General features: G+C 60.0%; 15 protein-coding genes. 8 read left to right on the forward strand and 7 right to left on the reverse strand.

The features are described from left to right. Positions 1–25: 25 nt before the first annotated feature. Positions 26–1,393 carry an MFS transporter gene (locus ACZ25R_RS22280; protein WP_472462250.1) on the forward strand — a complete coding sequence of 456 codons (1,368 nt, stop codon included), beginning with the start codon at positions 26–28 and terminating at the stop codon, positions 1,391–1,393. Here ACZ25R_RS22280 and purH read toward each other — a convergent pair. The 4 genes from purH to htpX all read right to left on the reverse strand — a co-directional run bounded on the left by purH (position 1,383) and on the right by htpX (position 7,368). Continuing rightward, complete coding sequence (gene purH, locus ACZ25R_RS22285; protein ID WP_223613823.1) at positions 1,383–2,999, reverse strand: bifunctional phosphoribosylaminoimidazolecarboxamide formyltransferase/IMP cyclohydrolase; 1,617 nt, start codon at positions 2,997–2,999, stop codon at positions 1,383–1,385. The genes ACZ25R_RS22280 and purH overlap by 11 nt on opposite strands. A 126-nt stretch (positions 3,000–3,125) precedes the next feature. Further along, entirely contained in the window at positions 3,126–4,835 is a 1,710-nt protein-coding gene (locus ACZ25R_RS22290) for a heparinase II/III family protein (RefSeq protein WP_223613822.1), read from the reverse strand. A gap of 185 nt (positions 4,836–5,020) precedes the next feature. Then, complete coding sequence (locus ACZ25R_RS22295; protein WP_472462251.1) at positions 5,021–6,400, reverse strand: RsmB/NOP family class I SAM-dependent RNA methyltransferase; 1,380 nt, start codon at positions 6,398–6,400, stop codon at positions 5,021–5,023. After that, entirely contained in the window at positions 6,397–7,368 is a 972-nt protein-coding gene (gene htpX, locus ACZ25R_RS22300) for a zinc metalloprotease HtpX (protein ID WP_472462252.1), read from the reverse strand. The genes ACZ25R_RS22295 and htpX overlap by 4 nt, the downstream gene beginning before the upstream one ends. A gap of 115 nt (positions 7,369–7,483) precedes the next feature. Between htpX and ACZ25R_RS22305 the strand changes: the two genes are divergently transcribed. Beyond that, complete coding sequence (locus tag ACZ25R_RS22305) at positions 7,484–7,717, forward strand: DUF1674 domain-containing protein (RefSeq protein ID WP_464661771.1); 234 nt, start codon at positions 7,484–7,486, stop codon at positions 7,715–7,717. Positions 7,718–7,727: 10 nt separating this feature from the next. Here the strand turns inward: ACZ25R_RS22305 and ACZ25R_RS22310 are convergent, their stop codons facing one another. After that, positions 7,728–9,128, reverse strand: coding sequence for an MATE family efflux transporter (locus ACZ25R_RS22310; RefSeq protein ID WP_464661769.1), 1,401 nt, complete (start codon positions 9,126–9,128; stop codon positions 7,728–7,730). 192 nt (positions 9,129–9,320) lie between these two features. Here ACZ25R_RS22310 and ACZ25R_RS22315 point away from each other — a divergent pair, with 192 nt between their 5' ends. The 3 genes from ACZ25R_RS22315 to ACZ25R_RS22325 all read left to right on the forward strand — a co-directional run bounded on the left by ACZ25R_RS22315 (position 9,321) and on the right by ACZ25R_RS22325 (position 11,523). Then, the gene (locus tag ACZ25R_RS22315) at positions 9,321–9,635 is read left to right on the forward strand and encodes a type II toxin-antitoxin system RelE/ParE family toxin (protein WP_472462253.1); all 315 of its coding nucleotides are present in this window, start codon (positions 9,321–9,323) and stop codon (positions 9,633–9,635) included. Then, positions 9,616–9,903: an addiction module antidote protein gene (locus ACZ25R_RS22320; RefSeq protein WP_472462254.1), complete on the forward strand. Its 288-nt coding sequence runs from the start codon at positions 9,616–9,618 to the stop codon at positions 9,901–9,903. The genes ACZ25R_RS22315 and ACZ25R_RS22320 overlap by 20 nt, the downstream gene beginning before the upstream one ends. A gap of 354 nt (positions 9,904–10,257) precedes the next feature. After that, entirely contained in the window at positions 10,258–11,523 is a 1,266-nt protein-coding gene (locus ACZ25R_RS22325) for a class I SAM-dependent methyltransferase (RefSeq protein WP_472462255.1), read from the forward strand. Between the two features lie 39 nt (positions 11,524–11,562). Here ACZ25R_RS22325 and acs read toward each other — a convergent pair whose 3' ends face one another. After that, positions 11,563–13,515: an acetate--CoA ligase gene (gene acs, locus ACZ25R_RS22330; protein ID WP_223613814.1), complete on the reverse strand. Its 1,953-nt coding sequence runs from the start codon at positions 13,513–13,515 to the stop codon at positions 11,563–11,565. 296 nt (positions 13,516–13,811) lie between these two features. Between acs and ACZ25R_RS22335 the strand changes: the two genes are divergently transcribed. Further along, positions 13,812–14,354, forward strand: coding sequence for a YcbK family protein (locus ACZ25R_RS22335; RefSeq protein ID WP_472462256.1), 543 nt, complete (start codon positions 13,812–13,814; stop codon positions 14,352–14,354). Positions 14,355–14,364: 10 nt separating this feature from the next. Here the strand turns inward: ACZ25R_RS22335 and ACZ25R_RS22340 are convergent, their stop codons facing one another. Then, positions 14,365–15,030, reverse strand: coding sequence for a YggS family pyridoxal phosphate-dependent enzyme (locus ACZ25R_RS22340; RefSeq protein WP_472462257.1), 666 nt, complete (start codon positions 15,028–15,030; stop codon positions 14,365–14,367). Between the two features lie 119 nt (positions 15,031–15,149). Here ACZ25R_RS22340 and leuS point away from each other — a divergent pair, with 119 nt between their 5' ends. Both leuS and ACZ25R_RS22350 read left to right on the forward strand, forming a co-directional pair. Then, on the forward strand, positions 15,150–17,780 hold the full coding sequence (gene leuS, locus ACZ25R_RS22345; RefSeq protein WP_472462258.1) for a leucine--tRNA ligase: 2,631 nt from the start codon (positions 15,150–15,152) through the stop codon (positions 17,778–17,780). Then, positions 17,767–18,348 (forward strand): LPS assembly lipoprotein LptE, encoded by a 582-nt coding sequence (locus ACZ25R_RS22350; protein ID WP_472462259.1) that lies wholly within the window; start codon positions 17,767–17,769, stop codon positions 18,346–18,348. The genes leuS and ACZ25R_RS22350 overlap by 14 nt, the downstream gene beginning before the upstream one ends. Positions 18,349–18,354: the final 6 nt, after the last annotated feature.

Here is an 18,354-nt window from a genome sequence, read left to right on the forward strand (position 1 = left end):
GACCGGATAAGGGGAAGGAAACGACATGGCTGCGTCTAAACGGGGCATCTGGGGATGGATGTTCTTCGATTGGGCGGCGCAGCCATTTTTCACCGTTGTCACGACCTTCATCTTCGGTCCCTATTTCGTTGCGCGGATGGCGAGTGATCCCGCCATCGGCCAGGCCGCCTGGGGTTATGGCATTGCCATATCCGGCCTCGTCATCGCCGTGCTCTCGCCCGTCCTCGGGTCGATTGCCGATCAGACCGGCGCGCGCAAGCCGTGGATCGGCTTCTTTGCCGTCATCCAGATCATCGCCCTGTCGATGCTGTGGTTCGCCGCGCCGGGTTCAAGTCTCATTGTTCCGCTGATCTTCTTTTCCCTGGCGTCGATTGCCGCGGAATTCTCCATTGTTTTCAACGACTCCATGATGCCGCGGCTGGTGCCGGAAAAGGATATCGGGCGCATTTCCAACATGGCGTGGGGACTCGGTTATGTCGGCGGCATGATTGCCCTGATCTTTGTCGTCGCCTTCATGGCCGGCTCGCCGGAAACCGGAAAAACCATGCTGGGATTGCAGCCGATCCTGGGGCTTGATCCCGCTGCAGGCGAGGGCGACCGCGCAACCGGACCTCTGTCCGCGCTGTGGTATCTGGTTTTCGTGCTGCCGATGTTCCTGTTCACGCCCGACAGCGCAAGGGGGCTGCCCATCGGCAAGGCGGTGCGCGGGGGGCTTGCGGAGTTGAAATCCACCATTGGCGAGGTGCGCCGGCGTCCGGGCATCTTCCGCTTTCTGATCGCACGCATGATTTACCAGGATGGCGTCAACGCCCTGATCGCCCTTGGCGGGGCATTTGCCGCGATCATGTTCGGCTGGGCAACCGTGGAGATCGGCATCTACGGCATCATCCTGAATGTCGTTGCGATTTTCGGCTGCCTTGCCGCGAGCTGGCTCGATACGCGGATCGGCTCGAAGGCGGTGGTGGTGATCTCGCTGCTGCTATTGACCGTCGCGGCCATCGGCATCGTCTCGACTGGGCCCGGCTATACACTGTTTGGATTGTTGCCGCTGACCGGCGCCGATACGGGCGGGCTGTTCAAGACACCCGCCGAGAAGGCCTTCATCGTGTTCGGGCTTCTCATCGGGCTTGCCTTCGGCCCGGTGCAGGCATCGTCGCGGTCCTACATGGCCCGCAGCGTGTCGATCGACGAAGCGGGCCGCTATTTCGGCATTTATGCCCTGTCGGGGCGGGCAACCAGTTTTCTCGCGCCATTCATGGTTGCCACCGTGACAGCGCTGAGCGGATCGCCACGCCTCGGCATGGCGATGATCATCATCTTCCTGCTGGCCGGACTGGCTGTCCTGTTGCGAACACCCTATCCCGCCGCAATTCCGGCGAGGCTTAGTGCCTGAAATGGCGCATGCCGGTGAACACCATGGCAATGCCGTGTTCATCGGCCGCAGCGATAACGTCCTCGTCCCGCATGGAACCACCGGGCTGGATGACGGCCGTGGCTCCGGCGGCGACCGCTGACAGCAATCCGTCGGCGAAGGGGAAGAACGCGTCGGAGGCGACGACCGAGCCTTTGGTCAGAGGTGTCGCCAATCCGGCGGCTTCAGCAGCATCCTCCGCCTTGCGGGCGGCAATGCGTGCGGAATCAACGCGGCTCATCTGACCGGCGCCGATGCCGACCGCCGCGCCATCCTTCACATAGACGATGGCGTTGGATTTGACATGCTTGGCGATGCGGAAGGCGAGCTTCAGATCGGTCATTTCCTGTTCGGTCGGGGCACGCTTGGTCACGACCTTCAGATCGAGATCGTCGACCACGCCGCTGTCGCGTGACTGGACGAGAATGCCGCCGGCAACGGTCTTTGCTGTGATGCCGGATGCACGCGGATCGGGCAGACCGCCGGTGACAAGCAGGCGAAGGTTTTTCTTGGCGGCAACGATTGCCTGCGCTTCCGGCGTTGCGTCCGGCGCAATGATCACTTCGGTGAAGGTCTTGACGATTTCTTCCGCCGCATCCGCGTCGAGCGTCTTGTTGAGCGCAACAATGCCGCCGAAGGCCGAAACGGGATCGCAGGCCAATGCCTTGAGATAGGCTTCCTTCAGTGTCGCGCCCTCAGCCACGCCGCAGGGGTTGGCATGCTTGATGATGGCGACGGCCGAGGTGCGGGCCGGATCGAACTCGGCAACCAGTTCAAAGGCCGCGTCGGTATCGTTGATGTTGTTGTAGGAAAGCTGCTTGCCCTGCAGCTGGGTTGCCGTGGCAACGCCCGGACGCTTTTCCCCGGTGAGATAAAAACCGGCGGACTGATGCGGGTTTTCACCGTAGCGCATGACGGAATGCAGGTGGCCGCCGATGGCCCGGCGCGAGGGCGTCTCGGTCATCAGCGCTTCGGCAAACCATCCGGAGATGGCCGCATCATAGGTTGCCGTACGGGCATAGGCCTTGGCGGCGAGACTCTGGCGGAAAGAATAGGGTAGTGATCCCTCGTGCTTGTCGAGCATGGCAATCACCATCTCGTAGTCGCCCGTATCGGTGACCACGCCGACATAGGCATGGTTCTTTGCTGCAGCGCGGATCATGGCCGGTCCGCCGATGTCGATGTTCTCGACGATATTGGCATAGTCGGCACCGGAATGGCGGACCTCTTCAAAGGGGTAGAGGTTGATGACTGCCAGATCGATGGCGCCGATGCCGTGCGCCTGCATGGCATCGGCATGCTCCGGATCGTCGCGCACCGCCAGAAGGCCGCCATGCACCTTGGGGTGCAGGGTCTTGACGCGGCCGTCCATGATCTCGGGAAAATTGGTGACCTCGGAAACATCAATGACAGGAATGCCTTCCGCCGCGATGGTTTTCGAGGTTCCGCCCGTCGATAGGATTTCGATACCGTGCCGGTGCAGCGCATGGGCGAGGGCTGTCAGGCCCGCCTTGTCGGAAACTGAAATGAGCGCACGCTTGACGGGATGAAGGTTCGGGGCGGGAATGGATTTTGCAGTGACGGCCATGGGAGAATTCGTCCTCAGCGGGAAAGTTTGGGGGATTTGGACAGCCGGTTAGCACAGGCAGCCAAGGAATCCTACTTCCGATCGCATATTCAGACGAATTGGGGCGGTTTTCCCCACCACAAGGGGTCAGCCATAGGCGCCGAGGGATGTCCGGGTGAATTGCCATTCCACTTCCGGCAGTTGCGCCGCACTCAGCGAAAGCGTGATCTGGCGTGTTTTGACCGGCCCGCGGAACCCGGCGAAGAACAGCGAGTCTTCGATGAAGGGCTGAACGGTGGCGGAAAACATCCAGATATCGTCATTGTCCACCTGCAGGATAATCAGGCCGTTGTCATCGACACTGACATTGACCGCCGGATGGAGATGAAAGCGGATGACCACATTTTCGCGGCCGGTCCCGCGCAGCGGATTGCGACCGGCGGCGAAGAAACTGTCGATGCCCTCGATGACACTGCCATTGTGCGACAGGACGATCTGGCGTTCGTGGTAGATGCCGAATGGCCGGACATAACCATTGTGGTTGGCGACGAAACCAACAGCCCCCGGCCGTTCGATCCGCTCGACATTGACCTTTGTCGGCCCGGCGATGATCGGCGTGCCGATCATGGTGGAAAGCCCGGAGGTCGCGCTGAAGCGGCATGACGAGGTGTCATTGATCGTCGCCGTGGAATGCGCTGCGGTGGAGCGTGCCAGCGGGCGGAATTCTTCTGGGCCGTAGCGGTCGACACCGGCATTGACGATGTAGCGATTGCGCCCGGATGACATTTCGAAAGACAGGCACCCGGCATGGGCATCGCGCGACGCGGTGACCGGCGGCGCAAGGCCGGTATCGGCAATGATGGTGGTCGAATCCATCGAGAGCCGCTCATAACCCGAATGCAGCGCATGGGTCAGGGGCAGGCCGCCAATATCGTCATGGCGCAGAACGGCGATGACGCGTTCCGGCATCGTCGCGCCGACGCCGTTGAACAGGGCCAGGTTGCCGTCGTGATGGCGAAAGAAACGCAACGCGGGCAGCATGCGCTCGATGGCTTCCATCAGCGCCTTCGGCGGTGCCTCGGTGCCGCTGGCATAGGTCTGGCGCAGCGGAAGAAGGTCGGCCAGAAGTTCGAGCACCGTCAGCGGATTGCGGGAGATATGCCCGCCATCCGGCAGGATCTGGTGAATGAGCTCAAACTCGAGATTGCGACGGGCCGAGCGCGCCGTATTGGATGAAACGGGCAGCGCCAGCGCGGCAAAGGCCAGCGCGATGCGGGCGCGCAGTTTCTCTTCGCCATCGTCCATCACGGCGGCCATGGTCCTGAGATAACGCACCTGGGTGGCGAGCGAACGCATGAATTGCCGGTATGCGCGCAGGTCTGCACCCGCCAGGATGAGGCTGGAATGCTGGAGCCAGGCGATAATGCGCTGGGCTGTGACCTCGGGAGCCCAGGCTGGGCCGCCGATCGAGCGGCCGTGGGTCGCTATCCAGTCGCTGAGCAGCGCGCGGGCATTGGCTGTTGCAAGCTCGGTGCCGGAAGCACGCATATGGCGCAGCCAGCCGAAATTGTGCAGCGCCGCCTGCCAGGCGGCATTGGGTGGCTCGACGATGAAGGGTGAGCGCCCGCCGGTCTCAACCACCCGGCCGGCAAGTGCAAAGCGGCCATGGTAAAATTCTTCTGCAAGCTGCGGGTCGGCAGGGCGCAAATCCTGCGGTGCAATGAGCACACGTTCGGGGGTGAACCCGGTGAAACGCCAGCGAAACAGCGGCCCCATGCGCAAGCGCCTGCGAAAACGGCGCCACAATTGCGCAGTCGCAAGTCCCCAAAGTTGCGGTGTTTCGCTAAAAGCGACCATCTCGCGGCATTTCCTCGCTTCGCCGCATTCCGGCGCACTTCAGTCTGCTGTTACGCGTGTTCGCGAAACATCTCCCGCATGGCGGAATCCTGTCCCGGCTCCCTGAAATCATTGCTTTGGTTTCAACCCATCGACGACAAATCGGGACTATGCAACCAAAACAGTTAAAATTTTAGTATTTGATTTTAATCTTTCCGGCGAAAACGTGCAGCGAAGAAACCATCCATGCCTGAGAGGGCCGGATCATCGTTGGCAAGGTCAGCCGGTGTGGAACGCACATAGCCCTCCGGGGTGATCAGTTCGGCAAGTCCGCCCACCTCGTCCTTGCTCACAGGTAGCAATTCGACGGACGGATTCTTGGCCAGAAGATCGTTGGCAACCTTTTCGCCTTCCACCGGATCGAGCGAGCAATTGGAAAAGACCACGACTCCGCCGGGTTTCACCAGGGTGACCGCGTGATCGAGCAGCTTGGCCTGAAGCGTTGCCAGCTTCTGGATATCGGCTGGCGACTTCGTCCACGGAACGTCGGGATGGCGCCGCACGGTGCCGGTGGAGGAACAGGGCGCATCGAGCAGAACCGCGTCGAACGGTTCGGCTGGAGTATAGGCGGCGAGATTGGCTTCCACGGTTTCTGCCGTCAGTTGCAGGCGCTCAAGGTTGGATCGCAGGCGTTTCAACCGATTGGCCGACAGGTCAAGCGCTGTGACATGCGCACCAGCCTGCGCCAATTGCGCGGTCTTACCGCCGGGAGCGGCACAGAGGTCGGCAACACGCTTTCCCTTGATGTCGCCGAAGAGTTTTGCAGGAAGGCTTGCCGCCGTATCCTGCACCCACCAGTCGCCCTCCGCAAAGCCTGCAAGGCTGGTCAGCGCACCATCGACCTGGGCGATGCGCACCGATCCGGTTGGGAGGGCAATGCCGCCAAGGCGCTCCGCCCATTCCTGCGGATCGCCCTTGACGGTGAGGTCAATGGGCGGTTCCTTGCTCTGTATATCCAGGATAGCCTTGGCTTTTTCTTTGCCATAGGCGGCGATCAGGCCGTCTTCGAACCACGCCGGTACGTTGCTCGCATTCGAAACGAGAGTGTCTCGCTCGCGCGACAGGCGGCGCAGCACGGCATTGACCATCGAAGCGAAACGCCGGTTGCGCGGATCGTTGTTGGCGGCGGTCACCGCCAGATCGACAGCGGCGCGATCGGGGATATCGAGATAAAGAATCTGTGCAGCGGCCACGTGCAGCAAGTGACGCAGGGCAACGGCGTTTTCGGGCAGCGGCCGGTCGATCAGCTGACCGATGGCTGCTTCAATGGCGCCGCGATTGCGCAGGGCAGCGCCGAGAATAGCGCGGACCAGCGACCGGTCGCGGTCATCAAGCGCCATGTATTGCGGGTGACCGTTGCTGTTGTCGGTAAGTCCATCCAGCGAGGTCTGCTTTTCAATGACGGCACCTAGCAGCCGGGTCGCGCATTGGCGCGCCGCCAGCCCCGGCCGGTCTTCGGCCTCGTGGTAATTTGACGTGTTGTTCTTCTTGCCAGACGGCCGCTTTCTCTCCTGTCCCGCGCTCATGCCCATGGGCCTTTGCGCGAGGAACCGTCACGGCCCCAGGGGGAGGGCGTCTCGTCCTGAGGCTCCTCCTGTGGGGGAGCAGATGGCGTTGCCATTGGCTGTGGTGCGGCAGGGCGCTGGCGAAACTCTTCCACCATGGCCTGCAGTGCCGCGATACGGTTTTCGGTGCTCGGATGGGTGGAGAACAAATTGTCAGCTCCTTGGCCACTCAATGGATTGATGATGAAGAGCGACGCGGAGGCCGGGTTGCGCTCGGCTTCGTCGTTGACGATCTCCTTGGCGCCGCGGGCAATCTTGTTGAGTGCGGAGGCGAGCCACAGCGGGTTACCGCAAATCTCCGCGCCGCGCCGGTCCGCCGAATATTCGCGCGTCCGGCTGATGGCCATCTGCACGATCATGGCGGCGAACGGCGCAACGATCATGGCAACGAGAACGCCGATGAAACCGAGGGGATTGTTGTTGTTGCGATTGCCGCCGCCAAAGAACATGGCAAAATTGCCGAGCATGGAGATTGCCCCGGCGAGGGTGGCTGTGACGGTCATGGTCAGGGTATCGCGGTGTTCGACATGCGCCAGCTCGTGCGCCATGACAGCTGCAACCTCGTTCGGTGACAGGCGGTGCAGCAGTCCGGTGGACGCAGCCACCGCGGCGTTCTGCGGATTGCGCCCCGTGGCGAAAGCATTCGGCTGGTCATTTTCGATGAGATAGACGCGTGGCATGGGCAAGCCAGCGCGCGCGGCGAGATCGCGCACGATGCCGTAATATTCCGGTGCGTTGTTCTGGTCGACTTCCACGGCGTTGTACATCCGCAGGACCATCTTGTCGGAGTTCCAGTAGCTGAAGAGGTTCATGCCTGTCGCAACGACGAGGGCAATCAGCATGCCGCCGGTGCCGCCAATGAGAAAACCGACGCCCATGAACAAGGCGGTCATGAAGGCGAGCAGCATTCCAGTGCGCATTACATTCATGGTGTCATTCCCCGCATTGTGAACATTTCACGTATCAAGATCATTCCTTTTGTTCGACATCTTCCGGTATATGATGGTGTTTCACACAGCAAGCTTCAATAATGGACAGACCAGAATGACCAGCGACCAGACATCGGAGACGCCGCAGGCCGAGACCGGCGAGCAGCCGTCAGGCAAGCCTTTCGATCAACTGCCGCCTGCCGCACAGCGCGCATTGCTGGAAGCTGAGGCGCGCCGCAAGGCCGAGGAAAAACAAGCCGGACAGCCGCGGGAGATCGGCGGGCGCGGCGGCAAGGATCCCGCCCGCTTCGGCGATTGGGAAATCAAGGGCCGCACCATCGATTTCTGATCCCGCCGGCCTAGTGCCGGATGATTTCGATGCCCAGTTTTTCCCGCCGCAGCCAACGGCTCATCAGCAGAATGGCGGCGGCAGCCAGGCCGGACAGCAGGCCGAGCCAGATGCCTGCGCCTTCCAGCTTCAGCCAGAAACCAAAGGCGACCGAGAGCGGCAGGCCGATGCCCCAATAGGCAATGGCCGCATAGATCATCGGTATCGTCGTGTCATGCAGGCCGCGAAGCATGCCGCTGGCAACGGCCTGCCCGCCGTCAAAAATCTGAAAAAGCGCGGCAAAGGCCAGAAACGACACTGCGAGGGATACGACCGGCGCATTGGCCGGATCACTGACATCGATGAATGCACGGATAAGCTGATGGGGCGCCAGGAGCATGAGCAGTGCTGTCAGAACCATGAAGCCTGTGCCGGCGGCAAACGCCACCCAGCCCGCCCGCTTGATACCATCCCGGTCCTGTGCACCATAGGCCCTGCCAATGCGCACGGTTGCCGCCTGGCCGAAGCCCATGGGCACCATGAAGCTGATCGACGCGATCTGGATGGCAATGGCATGGGCGGCAAGGGAATCGGGCCCGATAATGCCCATCAGAAAGGCGGCCGCGTTGAAGATGGTCACTTCAAAGCTGAGGATCGCTGCAATGGGCAGGCCGAGGCGCAGGAGTTCGCGATAGCGGGCCCAGTCGGCGCGCCAGAACCGGCCAAACAGCCGATAGCGGCGAAACTGCCGGTCGCGCAAAACGACAACGACAAGACCGATGAACATCAGCGCGGAGGACAGCGTCGTGGCAATGCCCGAGCCGACGATGCCGAGTTTGGGGAAACCGAAATGGCCGAAGATCAGGCACCAGTTTGCCAGGGCATTGAACATCACGGCGAGGACGGCGATCACCAGCGCCCAGCCTGGACGCTCCAGTGCTGCCAGGAATGAACGGACGACGATGTAGCAATAGAACGGCAGGGCCGCCCATTGCAGGGCCCTGACATAGGCGCCTGCCTCGGCCGCAAGCGCCGGATCCTGCCCCATGGCCGTCAGGATCGACTGGGTGTTCCACAGGACAAGCCAGATGGGAATGGAGATCGTCACCGCAATCCACAGGCCCTGGCGCACGGTGCGGCGGATTTCCCGTACGGTGTGTTTGTTGCGGCCAAGCTCGCGCGCCATCATCGGCGATGTCGCCAGCATGAGACCAAGGCCAAAGATCATCGGAACATAATAGAGATTGGTACCAAGTGCCCCGGCGGCCAGCGTGTGCGCACTGACCCAGCCCATCATCATGACGTCGGTTGCCGTCATGGCGGTCTGAGCCAGGTTGGTGAGAATCATCGGCCAGCTCAAGGACAGCATTGCAATGATTTCGTCACGCCATGCACGCTTCGGTGCTGCGTTTGGGGTCGAGAGGGCGGACATCGTGGGTCTTTCCGAGGGAATTGCCTCGTATAGAGGCAGAGTGCACCATTTTCAGGCAGAAATCTTGGTATCATCAATTTCGGAAAGAGCAAAGTGCATCACAGATACAATCTGGCGTTGGTTTCATTTGGAATGTCATCCGATTAATACTTGGAGGAATTGACATTTTGTAATTTAAAAAATACATTTTTAATGCAGATCAAACAGACGGATACCTATCGGAGATGGGAGCGGAAGCTTAGAGACGACAGGGCAAGAGCTGCGATTGCTGCCCGGCTGTTCCGTTTGACCAGTGGTCTGGCCGGTGATGTTTTGTCAGCCGGACAGGGCGTCAGCGAGCTGCGTATTCACTACGGACCCGGCTATCGCGTTTATTTCAAACGGCACAATTCCGAGATTGTCATTCTCTTGTGCGGTGGGAACAAGAGCACGCAACAGCAAGACATACGCAATGCAAAACTGTTGGCTGCAGAATGGAAAGACGACAATGGCGACAAAGCTCTATGATTATGATCCAGCAGAGGCTTTGAAATCGGACGACGCAATCGAAGTGTTCCTGGCCGATGCATTTGAAACGGGCGACGCAGGTCATATTGCAAAAGCGCTGGGTGTCGTGGCGCGCGCCAAGGGGATGACGAGCATTGCCCGTGCAACCGGCTTGGCGCGTGAACAACTGTACAGGTCTTTGAGCGAGGACGGGAATCCGACGCTTGAAACGACGATTGCCGTCATGAAGGCGATCGGTTTCCAGATTACAGGAAAACGGGCTGCCTGAACGGAAAGGGCCACTCCGAAGAGTGGCCCCGCAATTCCGTCTGGCACAAAGCTGTCGTTTGGCCTTCTTACCCCTGGACCAGCCAGGGTGCTTATTCAACGGAGAGACGATCCCCGATGGAAAGCATCAGACGCCTTGTGGCAGTTTGCGAAATCACGAGACATCGGATCACCTCCTTTTCATTCGTTGAACATAAATTGAGAATGGGGTCTGCCGCGTCAGGTTTCAAGAGGAAATTTTCAATCGCCGTTTTCAGCGGCCCGTGAAAGTGCGTTGCCAGCCGGAAACGAAGCGCATAGGTTCTGCCGGACCTCCGGCCGCAGTGTGCCGGAGCCTATGATTTGGAGTTGTTGCATGGCGGCACAAGAAAGCGCGGCGCGGATCATCCGCACAGTCCTACACATGCTGGAGCCGCAATTTGCCGTCGAGCTATGGAATGGCGAGCGTATCGGCGACATGGACGGCCCGGTGCTTGCGATCAACGATCCGATGGCCGTGCGCCGTCTGGCGCTGAAACCCAACATAGGATCGATCGTCGAGCTGTGGATTTCGGGTCAGATCGACGTGAAGAACGGCACGCTGTTCGACCTGGTCGAGCGTGGGCCCAAAGGCAAGTTCAAGCAGAAGCTCAAGACCCTGCCCAAATGGCAATTGCTGAAGGACGTGCCGGCTTTGCTGCTCGGCGGCCGCGGGACGGATGCTTCGGGCGTCGATGGACAGAAGCCTTTCGTCAGCGGCTCGGACAAGGCGGCCATTACCCATCACTATGATGTGTCGAATGAATTCTACCAGCTCTTTCTTGATGAGCGCATGGTCTATACCTGTGCCTACTTCACCGACTGGGCCAACAGCCTCGATCAGGCGCAGGAAGCCAAGCTAGACCTGATCTGCCGCAAGTTGCGCTTGAAGCCTGGCGAAAAACTGCTGGACATCGGCTGCGGCTGGGGTGCGATGCTGATCCATGCGGCCAAGCATTACGGCATCACCGGAACCGGCGTGTCGCTTTCGGAAGCCCAGACTGCGCTTGCCCGCGAACGGATCAAGGCAGAGGGTCTGGAAGACAAGATCACGATTCACGTGAAATCCTACGAACACCTCGACGAGGAGTTCGACAAGATTTCATCGATCGGCATGTTCGAACATGTCGGCATCGCCAATTACGATACGTATTTTTCCAGCGTGCATCGTCTGCTGCGACCGGGCGGTCTTTATCTGCATCATGCCATCACCCGTCGCATGAAGCGCAACAAGAAGACGTTCCGCCGCAAGAGTGCCGAGCATCTGGCGCTGGTAAAATATATCTTCCCGGGCGGTGAACTCGACCATCTCGGCATGACCATCGAAAATCTCGAAGGCTATGGTTTCGAGGTTCACGATGTGGAAAACCTGCGCGAGCACTATGGCCGGACCTGCCGTCTCTGGGCCGATCGCCTGCATGCCCGCTTTGACGAGGCGATTGCGGAAGTCGGTGCGCCAAAAGCCCGGCTCTGGCTGCTCTATTTGACCGGCTGCGCGCTGGCGTTCGAGCGCGGGACCGTACAGATCAACCAGACGCTGGCATCCAAGCGCAAGCGCGGAATTTCTGCAGTGCCACAGACAAGAGCCGATCTCTACCGCTAGGGACCGGCTCTTGTTCGGGTTTTTGTAGCGGCTTGCCGCTCAGCCCTTCTTGTTCTGCCGGTTGGCGATCAGATCATCGACGACAGCCGGATCGGCCAGTGTCGACGTATCGCCCAGCGAGCCGAAATCGTCCTCGGCGATCTTGCGCAGGATGCGGCGCATGATCTTGCCCGAGCGCGTCTTGGGCAGGCCCGGTGCAAACTGGATCTTGTCCGGGGATGCAATCGGCCCGATTTCCTTGCGCACATGGGCAACAAGTTCCTTGCGCAGCTCGTCGGTGCCTTCCAGTCCGGCCATCAGCGTGACATAGCAATAGATGCCCTGTCCCTTCAGGTCATGGGGATAACCGACCACGGCCGCTTCCGAAACCGTGTCATGGGAGACCAGAGCCGATTCCACTTCGGCGGTGCCCATGCGGTGACCCGACACGTTGAGCACGTCGTCGACACGGCCGGTGATCCAGTAATAGCCATCCTTGTCGCGGCGACAGCCATCCCCGGTGAAATACTTGCCCTTGTAGGTGGAGAAGTAAGCCTCGATGAAGCGCTTGTGATCGCCATAGAGCGTGCGCATCTGTCCCGGCCACGAGTCGGTGATGCAGAGATTGCCGTCGGCTGCACCTTCCAGCACATCACCTTCATTGTCGACCAGCTGGGGCTGCACGCCGAAGAACGGGCGCGTGGCGGAACCCGGTTTCAAGTCGGTGGCACCCGGCAGCGGCGTGATGAGAATACCGCCGGTTTCCGTCTGCCACCAGGTATCGACGATGGGCGAGCGCTTGTCGCCGACCACCTGATAGTACCATTCCCAGGCTTCCGGGTTGATCGGTTCGCCGACCGAACCAAGGATGCGCAGCGATTTGCGCGAGGTCTTCTTGACCGGCTCATCGCCAGCGCTCATCAGCGCACGAATGGCAGTGGGGGCGGTGTAGAAGATGTTGACCTTGTGCTTGTCGATGACTTCCCAGAAGCGCGAATTGGTGGGGTAGTTGGGAACACCTTCGAACATCAGGGTTGTGGCGCCGTTAGCAAGCGGGCCGTAGACGATATAGGAGTGGCCGGTGACCCAGCCCACGTCGGCCGTGCACCAGTAGATATCACCATCATGATAGTCGAAGACATATTGGTGCGTCATCGAGGCATAGACGAGATAACCGCCTGTCGTGTGCAGCACACCCTTCGGCTTGCCGGTGGAGCCCGATGTGTAAAGGATGAACAGCGGATCCTCGGCCTTCATCTTTTCCGGCTTGCACTCGGGCTTCACGCTGAGGATTTCCTCGTGATACCAGAGGTCGCGGTTGGGCGCCCAGCTGGTCTTGCCGCCCGTGCGGCGGACAACCAGCACATTCTTCACCATCACATAATTCTTGGCAGCGATGTCGATGGCCTTGTCCGTGTTGTCCTTCAGCGGGATCGGCTTGCCGCCGCGCATGCCTTCATCCGCCGTGATGACGAAGGTGGATTCGCAATCGATGATGCGGCCGGCAAGCGCATCGGGCGAGAAACCGCCGAAAACGACGGAGTGGACAGCGCCGATACGCGCGCAGGCCAGCATGGCGTAGGTGGCTTCGACGATCATCGGCATATAGATCGTCACGCGGTCGCCCTTCTTGACGCCGTGCTTCTTCAGCACATTGGCAAGACGGCACACCTGCTCATACAACTCGTTGTAGGTGACTTTCTTGTCGAGGTAGGGATTGTCGCCCTCCCAGATTATGGCGACCTGGTCGCCGCGCTTCTTCAGGTGCCGGTCGATGCAATTGTAAGAGACATTGGTCTGGCCGTCTTCGAACCATTTGATCGCGACCTTGCCCTCGAAGGAGGTGTTCTTGACCTTGGTATAGGGCTTGAACCAGTCGATGCGCTTGCCGTGCTTGGCCCAGAATTTCTCCGGATCCTTGATGCTCTGCTTGTACCAGGCGAGATATGTTTCATTGTCGATAAGCGCGTTCTTCTTCGCGCTTGGCAGCACGGGATAGACCTTCTCGGACATCAATTTCCTCCAAACCTGAGCTGACGGGCCTCCACCCGGATACCTCCCGGGGAGAGAGGCGCATGGCGTTCATTATCACCATGCAAATCGATGCGTAAATACAGCAAATGCCCCGGAGGGAACGGCGTTCCGTCGCACACAAACCGCTACGCGTTGTAATATTACGTTACATTTTGTTATGGGGCGTGATCCATTTTGGACACATTTTGCCTTAGACCGTCTCTGCCTTGACTTGGGAGGATAATGCCGGCGCGCCGTGTGGACTGAAGAGCGTGCGCCCAATCAAGGACTGATGGATGACAATGTTACCCTTGCGCGGCGTTGTGTTTCGCGCAAAATCCGCCTCTCTGGCGATTGCCCTGTTCGGGCTTACTTTTGCCAATTCCGCCACCGCCGGCACGCTGCCGGAACCGGCCAATCCCTGGAAGCGGCTTGGTGCACACCTCTTTGACGAAGAGCATGCGCATCTGCTCGGCGATTCCCTGTTCGACAAGATCAATCCGCTCGTGCTTGCGGCCATGCCGCGCGGCAAATCCTATATTCAGTACAAGGCTCCGGCCAACTGCGTGCCGGAACGGCTCAAGCATGTCTTGAACCGCGTTTCGGCAGCCTATGGCCCGATCACCGTCAATTCGACCGTGCGGTCACGCAACGCCAACCGCAGGGCAGGCGGCCGGGAAAAGTCCTACCACCTGAGCTGCCAGGCCGTTGACTTCCGTGTGCATGGAAGCGCGTCCGGTCTCTTGCAGCACCTGTCGGGCAGCAAGGAAGTCGGCGGCTTCAAACGTTATCCCGCCGGTTACTATCACATCGATACGGGACCGCGCCGCAGCTGGTGACGGCAGCGTCTCAGGTTCGGCTGCCGAAAATGGCCGAGCCGACGCGCACCGATGTTGCGCCGAAGCCGACGGCGGTCTCGTAGTCGCCCGACATGCCCATGGAGAGCTTTTCCACGCCGGCTTCCTGCGCGATCTTTTCCAGAAGGGCAAAGTGCGGGCCAGGGTTCTCATCCGCCGGAGGGATGCACATCAGGCCTTCGATGGCCAGTCCGTGCACCGTGCGGCAGCGCTCGACAAAGGCGACGGCTTCTTTCGGCTCGATCCCGGCTTTCTGCGGTTCGGAGCCGGTATTGACCTGAACGTAGAGCTTGGGAAACCGGTTCTGCTTCTTCATTTCGCCGGCAAGGGCTGCGGCGATCTTTTCGCGGTCAACCGTTTCGATGACATCAAACAGCGCAACGGCGTCTTCACTCTTGTTTGATTGCAGCGGGCCGATGAGATGAAGTTCTATACCCGCATAGTCCTCGCGCAAACCGGGCCACTTTGATTGCGCTTCCTGAACCCGGTTTTCCCCGAAAACACGCTGTCCGGCGTCCAGAACAGGGCGAATCTCTGCTGCGTCAAAGGTTTTCGATACGGCAACGAGTGTCACCGAGCCTTCCGTACGGTTGGCTTCCGCTGCGGCTTTCGCAATGGCTTTGCGAACGGCAAGAAGGTTTTCAACGGCGGTCGACATGGTCAAGCGTGTCCTTTTTGATGCAGTTTCGGCCAAACCCTCATTGTCAATGGTTGACGCTCTGGTCAATCCATGGTGAAGGTCCGCCCATCACTATCCTTTGCAAGAGAATCCCGTTCATGGCAACCGAACGATACAATCCCCGCGTAGCCGAGAAGCATTGGCAAAAGGTTTGGGACGAAGCCAAGCTCTTCGAAACCGACAATGACGATCCGCGCGACCCCTACTACGTGCTTGAGATGTTCCCCTATCCGTCGGGACGCATCCACATGGGGCATGTGCGCAACTATGCCATGGGTGACGTCGTTGCCCGCTACAAGCGCGCCAAGGGATTCAATGTTCTCCACCCGATGGGATGGGACGCCTTCGGCATGCCGGCAGAAAACGCGGCGATGCAGAACAAGGTTCATCCGAAGGAATGGACCTACCAGAACATTGCGACAATGCGCAGCCAGCTGAAATCCATGGGTCTTTCGCTGGACTGGTCGCGCGAATTCGCCACCTGCGACGTCGAATATTACCACCGCCAGCAGATGCTGTTCCTCGACTTTGTCGAGAAGGGGCTGGTGACGCGCAAGTCTTCCAAGGTCAACTGGGACCCCGAGGACATGACGGTGCTTGCCAACGAGCAGGTCATCGATGGCCGCGGATGGCGCTCCGGCGCGCTGGTGGAGCAGCGCGAACTGACGCAGTGGTTCTTCAAGATCACCGATTTCAATGAAGAGTTGCTGAGCGCTCTGGATGGTCTCGATCAGTGGCCGGACAAGGTGCGGCTGATGCAGCGCAACTGGATCGGCAAGTCCGAAGGCATGCTGATCCGCTGGGCGCTGGACACCCAATCGCAGATCGGTGGCGAGACCGAGGTCGAGGTCTATACGACGCGGCCCGATACGCTGTTCGGTGCATCCTTCCTGGCCATTGCGGCGGATCATCCGCTGGCGAAAAAAGCGGCGGAGAACAATCCCGCCCTGGCTGAATTCAATGATGAATGCCGCCGTGCGGGTACATCTCTGGCTGCGCTGGAAACCGCGGAAAAGCGGGGTTTCGATACGGGCCTGCGCGTCAAGCATCCTCTTGACGAGAACTGGACACTGCCGGTCTTTGTCGCGAATTTCGTATTGATGGATTACGGCACGGGCGCGATTTTCGGCTGCCCGTCCGGCGATCAGCGCGATCTGGATTTTGCCAACAAGTATGGCCTGCCTGTCGTGGCTGTTGTCATGCCGGAGGGCGGCGATGCGGCCACATTCCAGATCACCGAAACGGCTTATGTTGATGACGGCGTGATGATCAATTCGCGCTTCCTCGATGGGCTGTCGCCCGCAGCGGCCTTTGATGCGGTTGCCAAGCTTCTGGAAGAACAAACACTCGGCGGCCATCCGCAGGGCGAGCGCAAGGTGAATTTCCGCCTGCGCGACTGGGGCATCTCGCGCCAGCGCTACTGGGGCTGCCCGATCCCGATGATCCATTGCGACGATTGCGGCGTTGTTCCGGTTCCCAAGGCCGACCTGCCGGTGAAACTGCCAGATGACGTGGAATTCGATCGTCCGGGTAACCCGCTCGACCGGCACCCGACGTGGCGGCATGTCAATTGCCCGCAATGCGGCAAGGCGGCCCGGCGCGAAACCGACACGATGGATACATTTGTCGATTCGTCCTGGTATTTTGCCCGCTTCACTGCGCCTTGGGAGAACGAGCCGACCGATCCGAAAGTGGCCAATCACTGGCTGCCGGTCGATCAGTATATCGGCGGCATCGAGCATGCGATCCTGCATCTGCTCTATTCACGTTTCTTTACCCGCGCGATGAAAGTTGCCGGGCATCTCGATATCAGCGAGCCGTTCAAGGGACTGTTCACGCAAGGCATGGTCGTGCACGAGACCTACCGGCTTGGCACGGGCGCCAATGGCAGCTGGGTCACGCCGGCCGAAGTGCGGCTGGAGGAAAGCAACGGCAAGCGCCGGGCGGTTCTGATCGCCACCGGCGACGAGGTCGAAATCGGCTCCATCGAGAAAATGTCGAAGTCGAAGAAGAATGTTGTCGATCCGGACGACATCATCGCTTCCTATGGCGCCGATACCGCGCGCTGGTTCATGCTGTCGGATTCGCCGCCTGAGCGCGACGTGATCTGGACCGAGGCGGGAGCCGAGGGTGCGCATCGCTTTGTCCAGCGTGTCTGGCGCCTGATCTCCGAAGCAGCGCCGGTCCTGCAGGGAGCGACGGCCGCACCTGCCTTCGACGGCGATGCGGCGGCGATTTCCAAGGCGGCCCACCGGACGGTCAAGGCCGTTGGCGAAGACATCGAAAAACTGGCTTTCAACAAGGCCGTTGCGCGTCTCTATGAACTCGTCAATGTGCTGGCTGCTCCCTTGCAGAAGATCGCCACAGGCGAAGCCGATGCGACAATCATCGCTGCCTGCCGCGAAGCAACGGATATGCTGATTGCCATGATCGCGCCGATGATGCCGCATCTGGCCGAGGAGTGCTGGAAAGCCCTCAACGGCAGCGGTTTCGTTGCTGACAAAGCCTGGCCGCACCACAACGAAGCGCTGATCGTCGAGAACACCGTCACGATGCCGGTACAGATAAACGGCAAGAAGCGGGGTGATTTGACAATTGCCCGCGATGCGGATCAATTGACGGTCGAAAAGGCCGCTCTCGAACTTGATTTTGTCAAGGTGGTGTTGAACGGTATTCCGCCGAAGAAAGTCATTATCGTACCGCAGAGGATCATCAATGTCGTTGCCTGATCGTTTCCAGCCGGTGTCCGGCTCCAAGCGCTTGCTGTCCGTATGCGTTCTCGGCATGGCTCTGATCGCAGGCGGTTGCCAGGTTCGTCCGCTCTATTCCAATCCGGGTCCGGTGGCCGGGGCAGGCGCTGGCGTGAGCGGCAGCGTGCAGTCGAAACTTGCCACCGTCGCCATTGCGGAAGTGGGCAGCCGTGAAGCACAGCAGGTGCGCAACAATCTGATCTTCATGTTCAATCATGGAGCCGGCCAGCCTGCGAATGCCGCCTATACGCTGCAACTCGGTGTCAGCTACCAGGATCTGTCGCTTGCACTCATCCAGAATGCAACAAACGACAAATCCGGTCAGCCGACCGCCGGTTCGATGCGCATGACTGGCAGCTATACGCTGACGCGCATTGCGGACGGCAAGGTCGTCGGCAAGGGCACCCGTCTTGTGACGGCCGACTACGATGCACCAAGACAGCGCTACGCCGTTCTCCGGGCGCAGCGCGATGCGGTCAACCGGGCGGCCCGGGAAGTTGCGGAGGCCTTGAACCTCAGCGTTGCGCAGGACATGTCCAAGCTCTGAGGGCAT

The sequence above is a fragment of the Phyllobacterium sp. RCAM01083 genome, from assembly GCF_055685835.1.

Bases quoted from the DNA above. Each gene is read 5' to 3' on its own strand.
- ACZ25R_RS22280 (WP_472462250.1), top strand. From the start codon at position 26: ATGGCTGCGTCTAAACGGGGCATCTGGGGATGGATGTTCTTCGATTGG.
- purH (WP_223613823.1), bottom strand. From the start codon at position 2,999: ATGGCCGTCACTGCAAAATCCATTCCCGCCCCGAACCTTCATCCCGTC.
- ACZ25R_RS22290 (WP_223613822.1), bottom strand. From the start codon at position 4,835: ATGGTCGCTTTTAGCGAAACACCGCAACTTTGGGGACTTGCGACTGCG.
- ACZ25R_RS22295 (WP_472462251.1), bottom strand. From the start codon at position 6,400: ATGAGCGCGGGACAGGAGAGAAAGCGGCCGTCTGGCAAGAAGAACAAC.
- htpX (WP_472462252.1), bottom strand. From the start codon at position 7,368: ATGAATGTAATGCGCACTGGAATGCTGCTCGCCTTCATGACCGCCTTG.
- ACZ25R_RS22305 (WP_464661771.1), top strand. From the start codon at position 7,484: ATGACCAGCGACCAGACATCGGAGACGCCGCAGGCCGAGACCGGCGAG.
- ACZ25R_RS22310 (WP_464661769.1), bottom strand. From the start codon at position 9,128: ATGTCCGCCCTCTCGACCCCAAACGCAGCACCGAAGCGTGCATGGCGT.
- ACZ25R_RS22315 (WP_472462253.1), top strand. From the start codon at position 9,321: ATGCAGATCAAACAGACGGATACCTATCGGAGATGGGAGCGGAAGCTT.
- ACZ25R_RS22320 (WP_472462254.1), top strand. From the start codon at position 9,616: ATGGCGACAAAGCTCTATGATTATGATCCAGCAGAGGCTTTGAAATCG.
- ACZ25R_RS22325 (WP_472462255.1), top strand. From the start codon at position 10,258: ATGGCGGCACAAGAAAGCGCGGCGCGGATCATCCGCACAGTCCTACAC.
- acs (WP_223613814.1), bottom strand. From the start codon at position 13,515: ATGTCCGAGAAGGTCTATCCCGTGCTGCCAAGCGCGAAGAAGAACGCG.
- ACZ25R_RS22335 (WP_472462256.1), top strand. From the start codon at position 13,812: ATGACAATGTTACCCTTGCGCGGCGTTGTGTTTCGCGCAAAATCCGCC.
- ACZ25R_RS22340 (WP_472462257.1), bottom strand. From the start codon at position 15,030: ATGTCGACCGCCGTTGAAAACCTTCTTGCCGTTCGCAAAGCCATTGCG.
- leuS (WP_472462258.1), top strand. From the start codon at position 15,150: ATGGCAACCGAACGATACAATCCCCGCGTAGCCGAGAAGCATTGGCAA.
- ACZ25R_RS22350 (WP_472462259.1), top strand. From the start codon at position 17,767: ATGTCGTTGCCTGATCGTTTCCAGCCGGTGTCCGGCTCCAAGCGCTTG.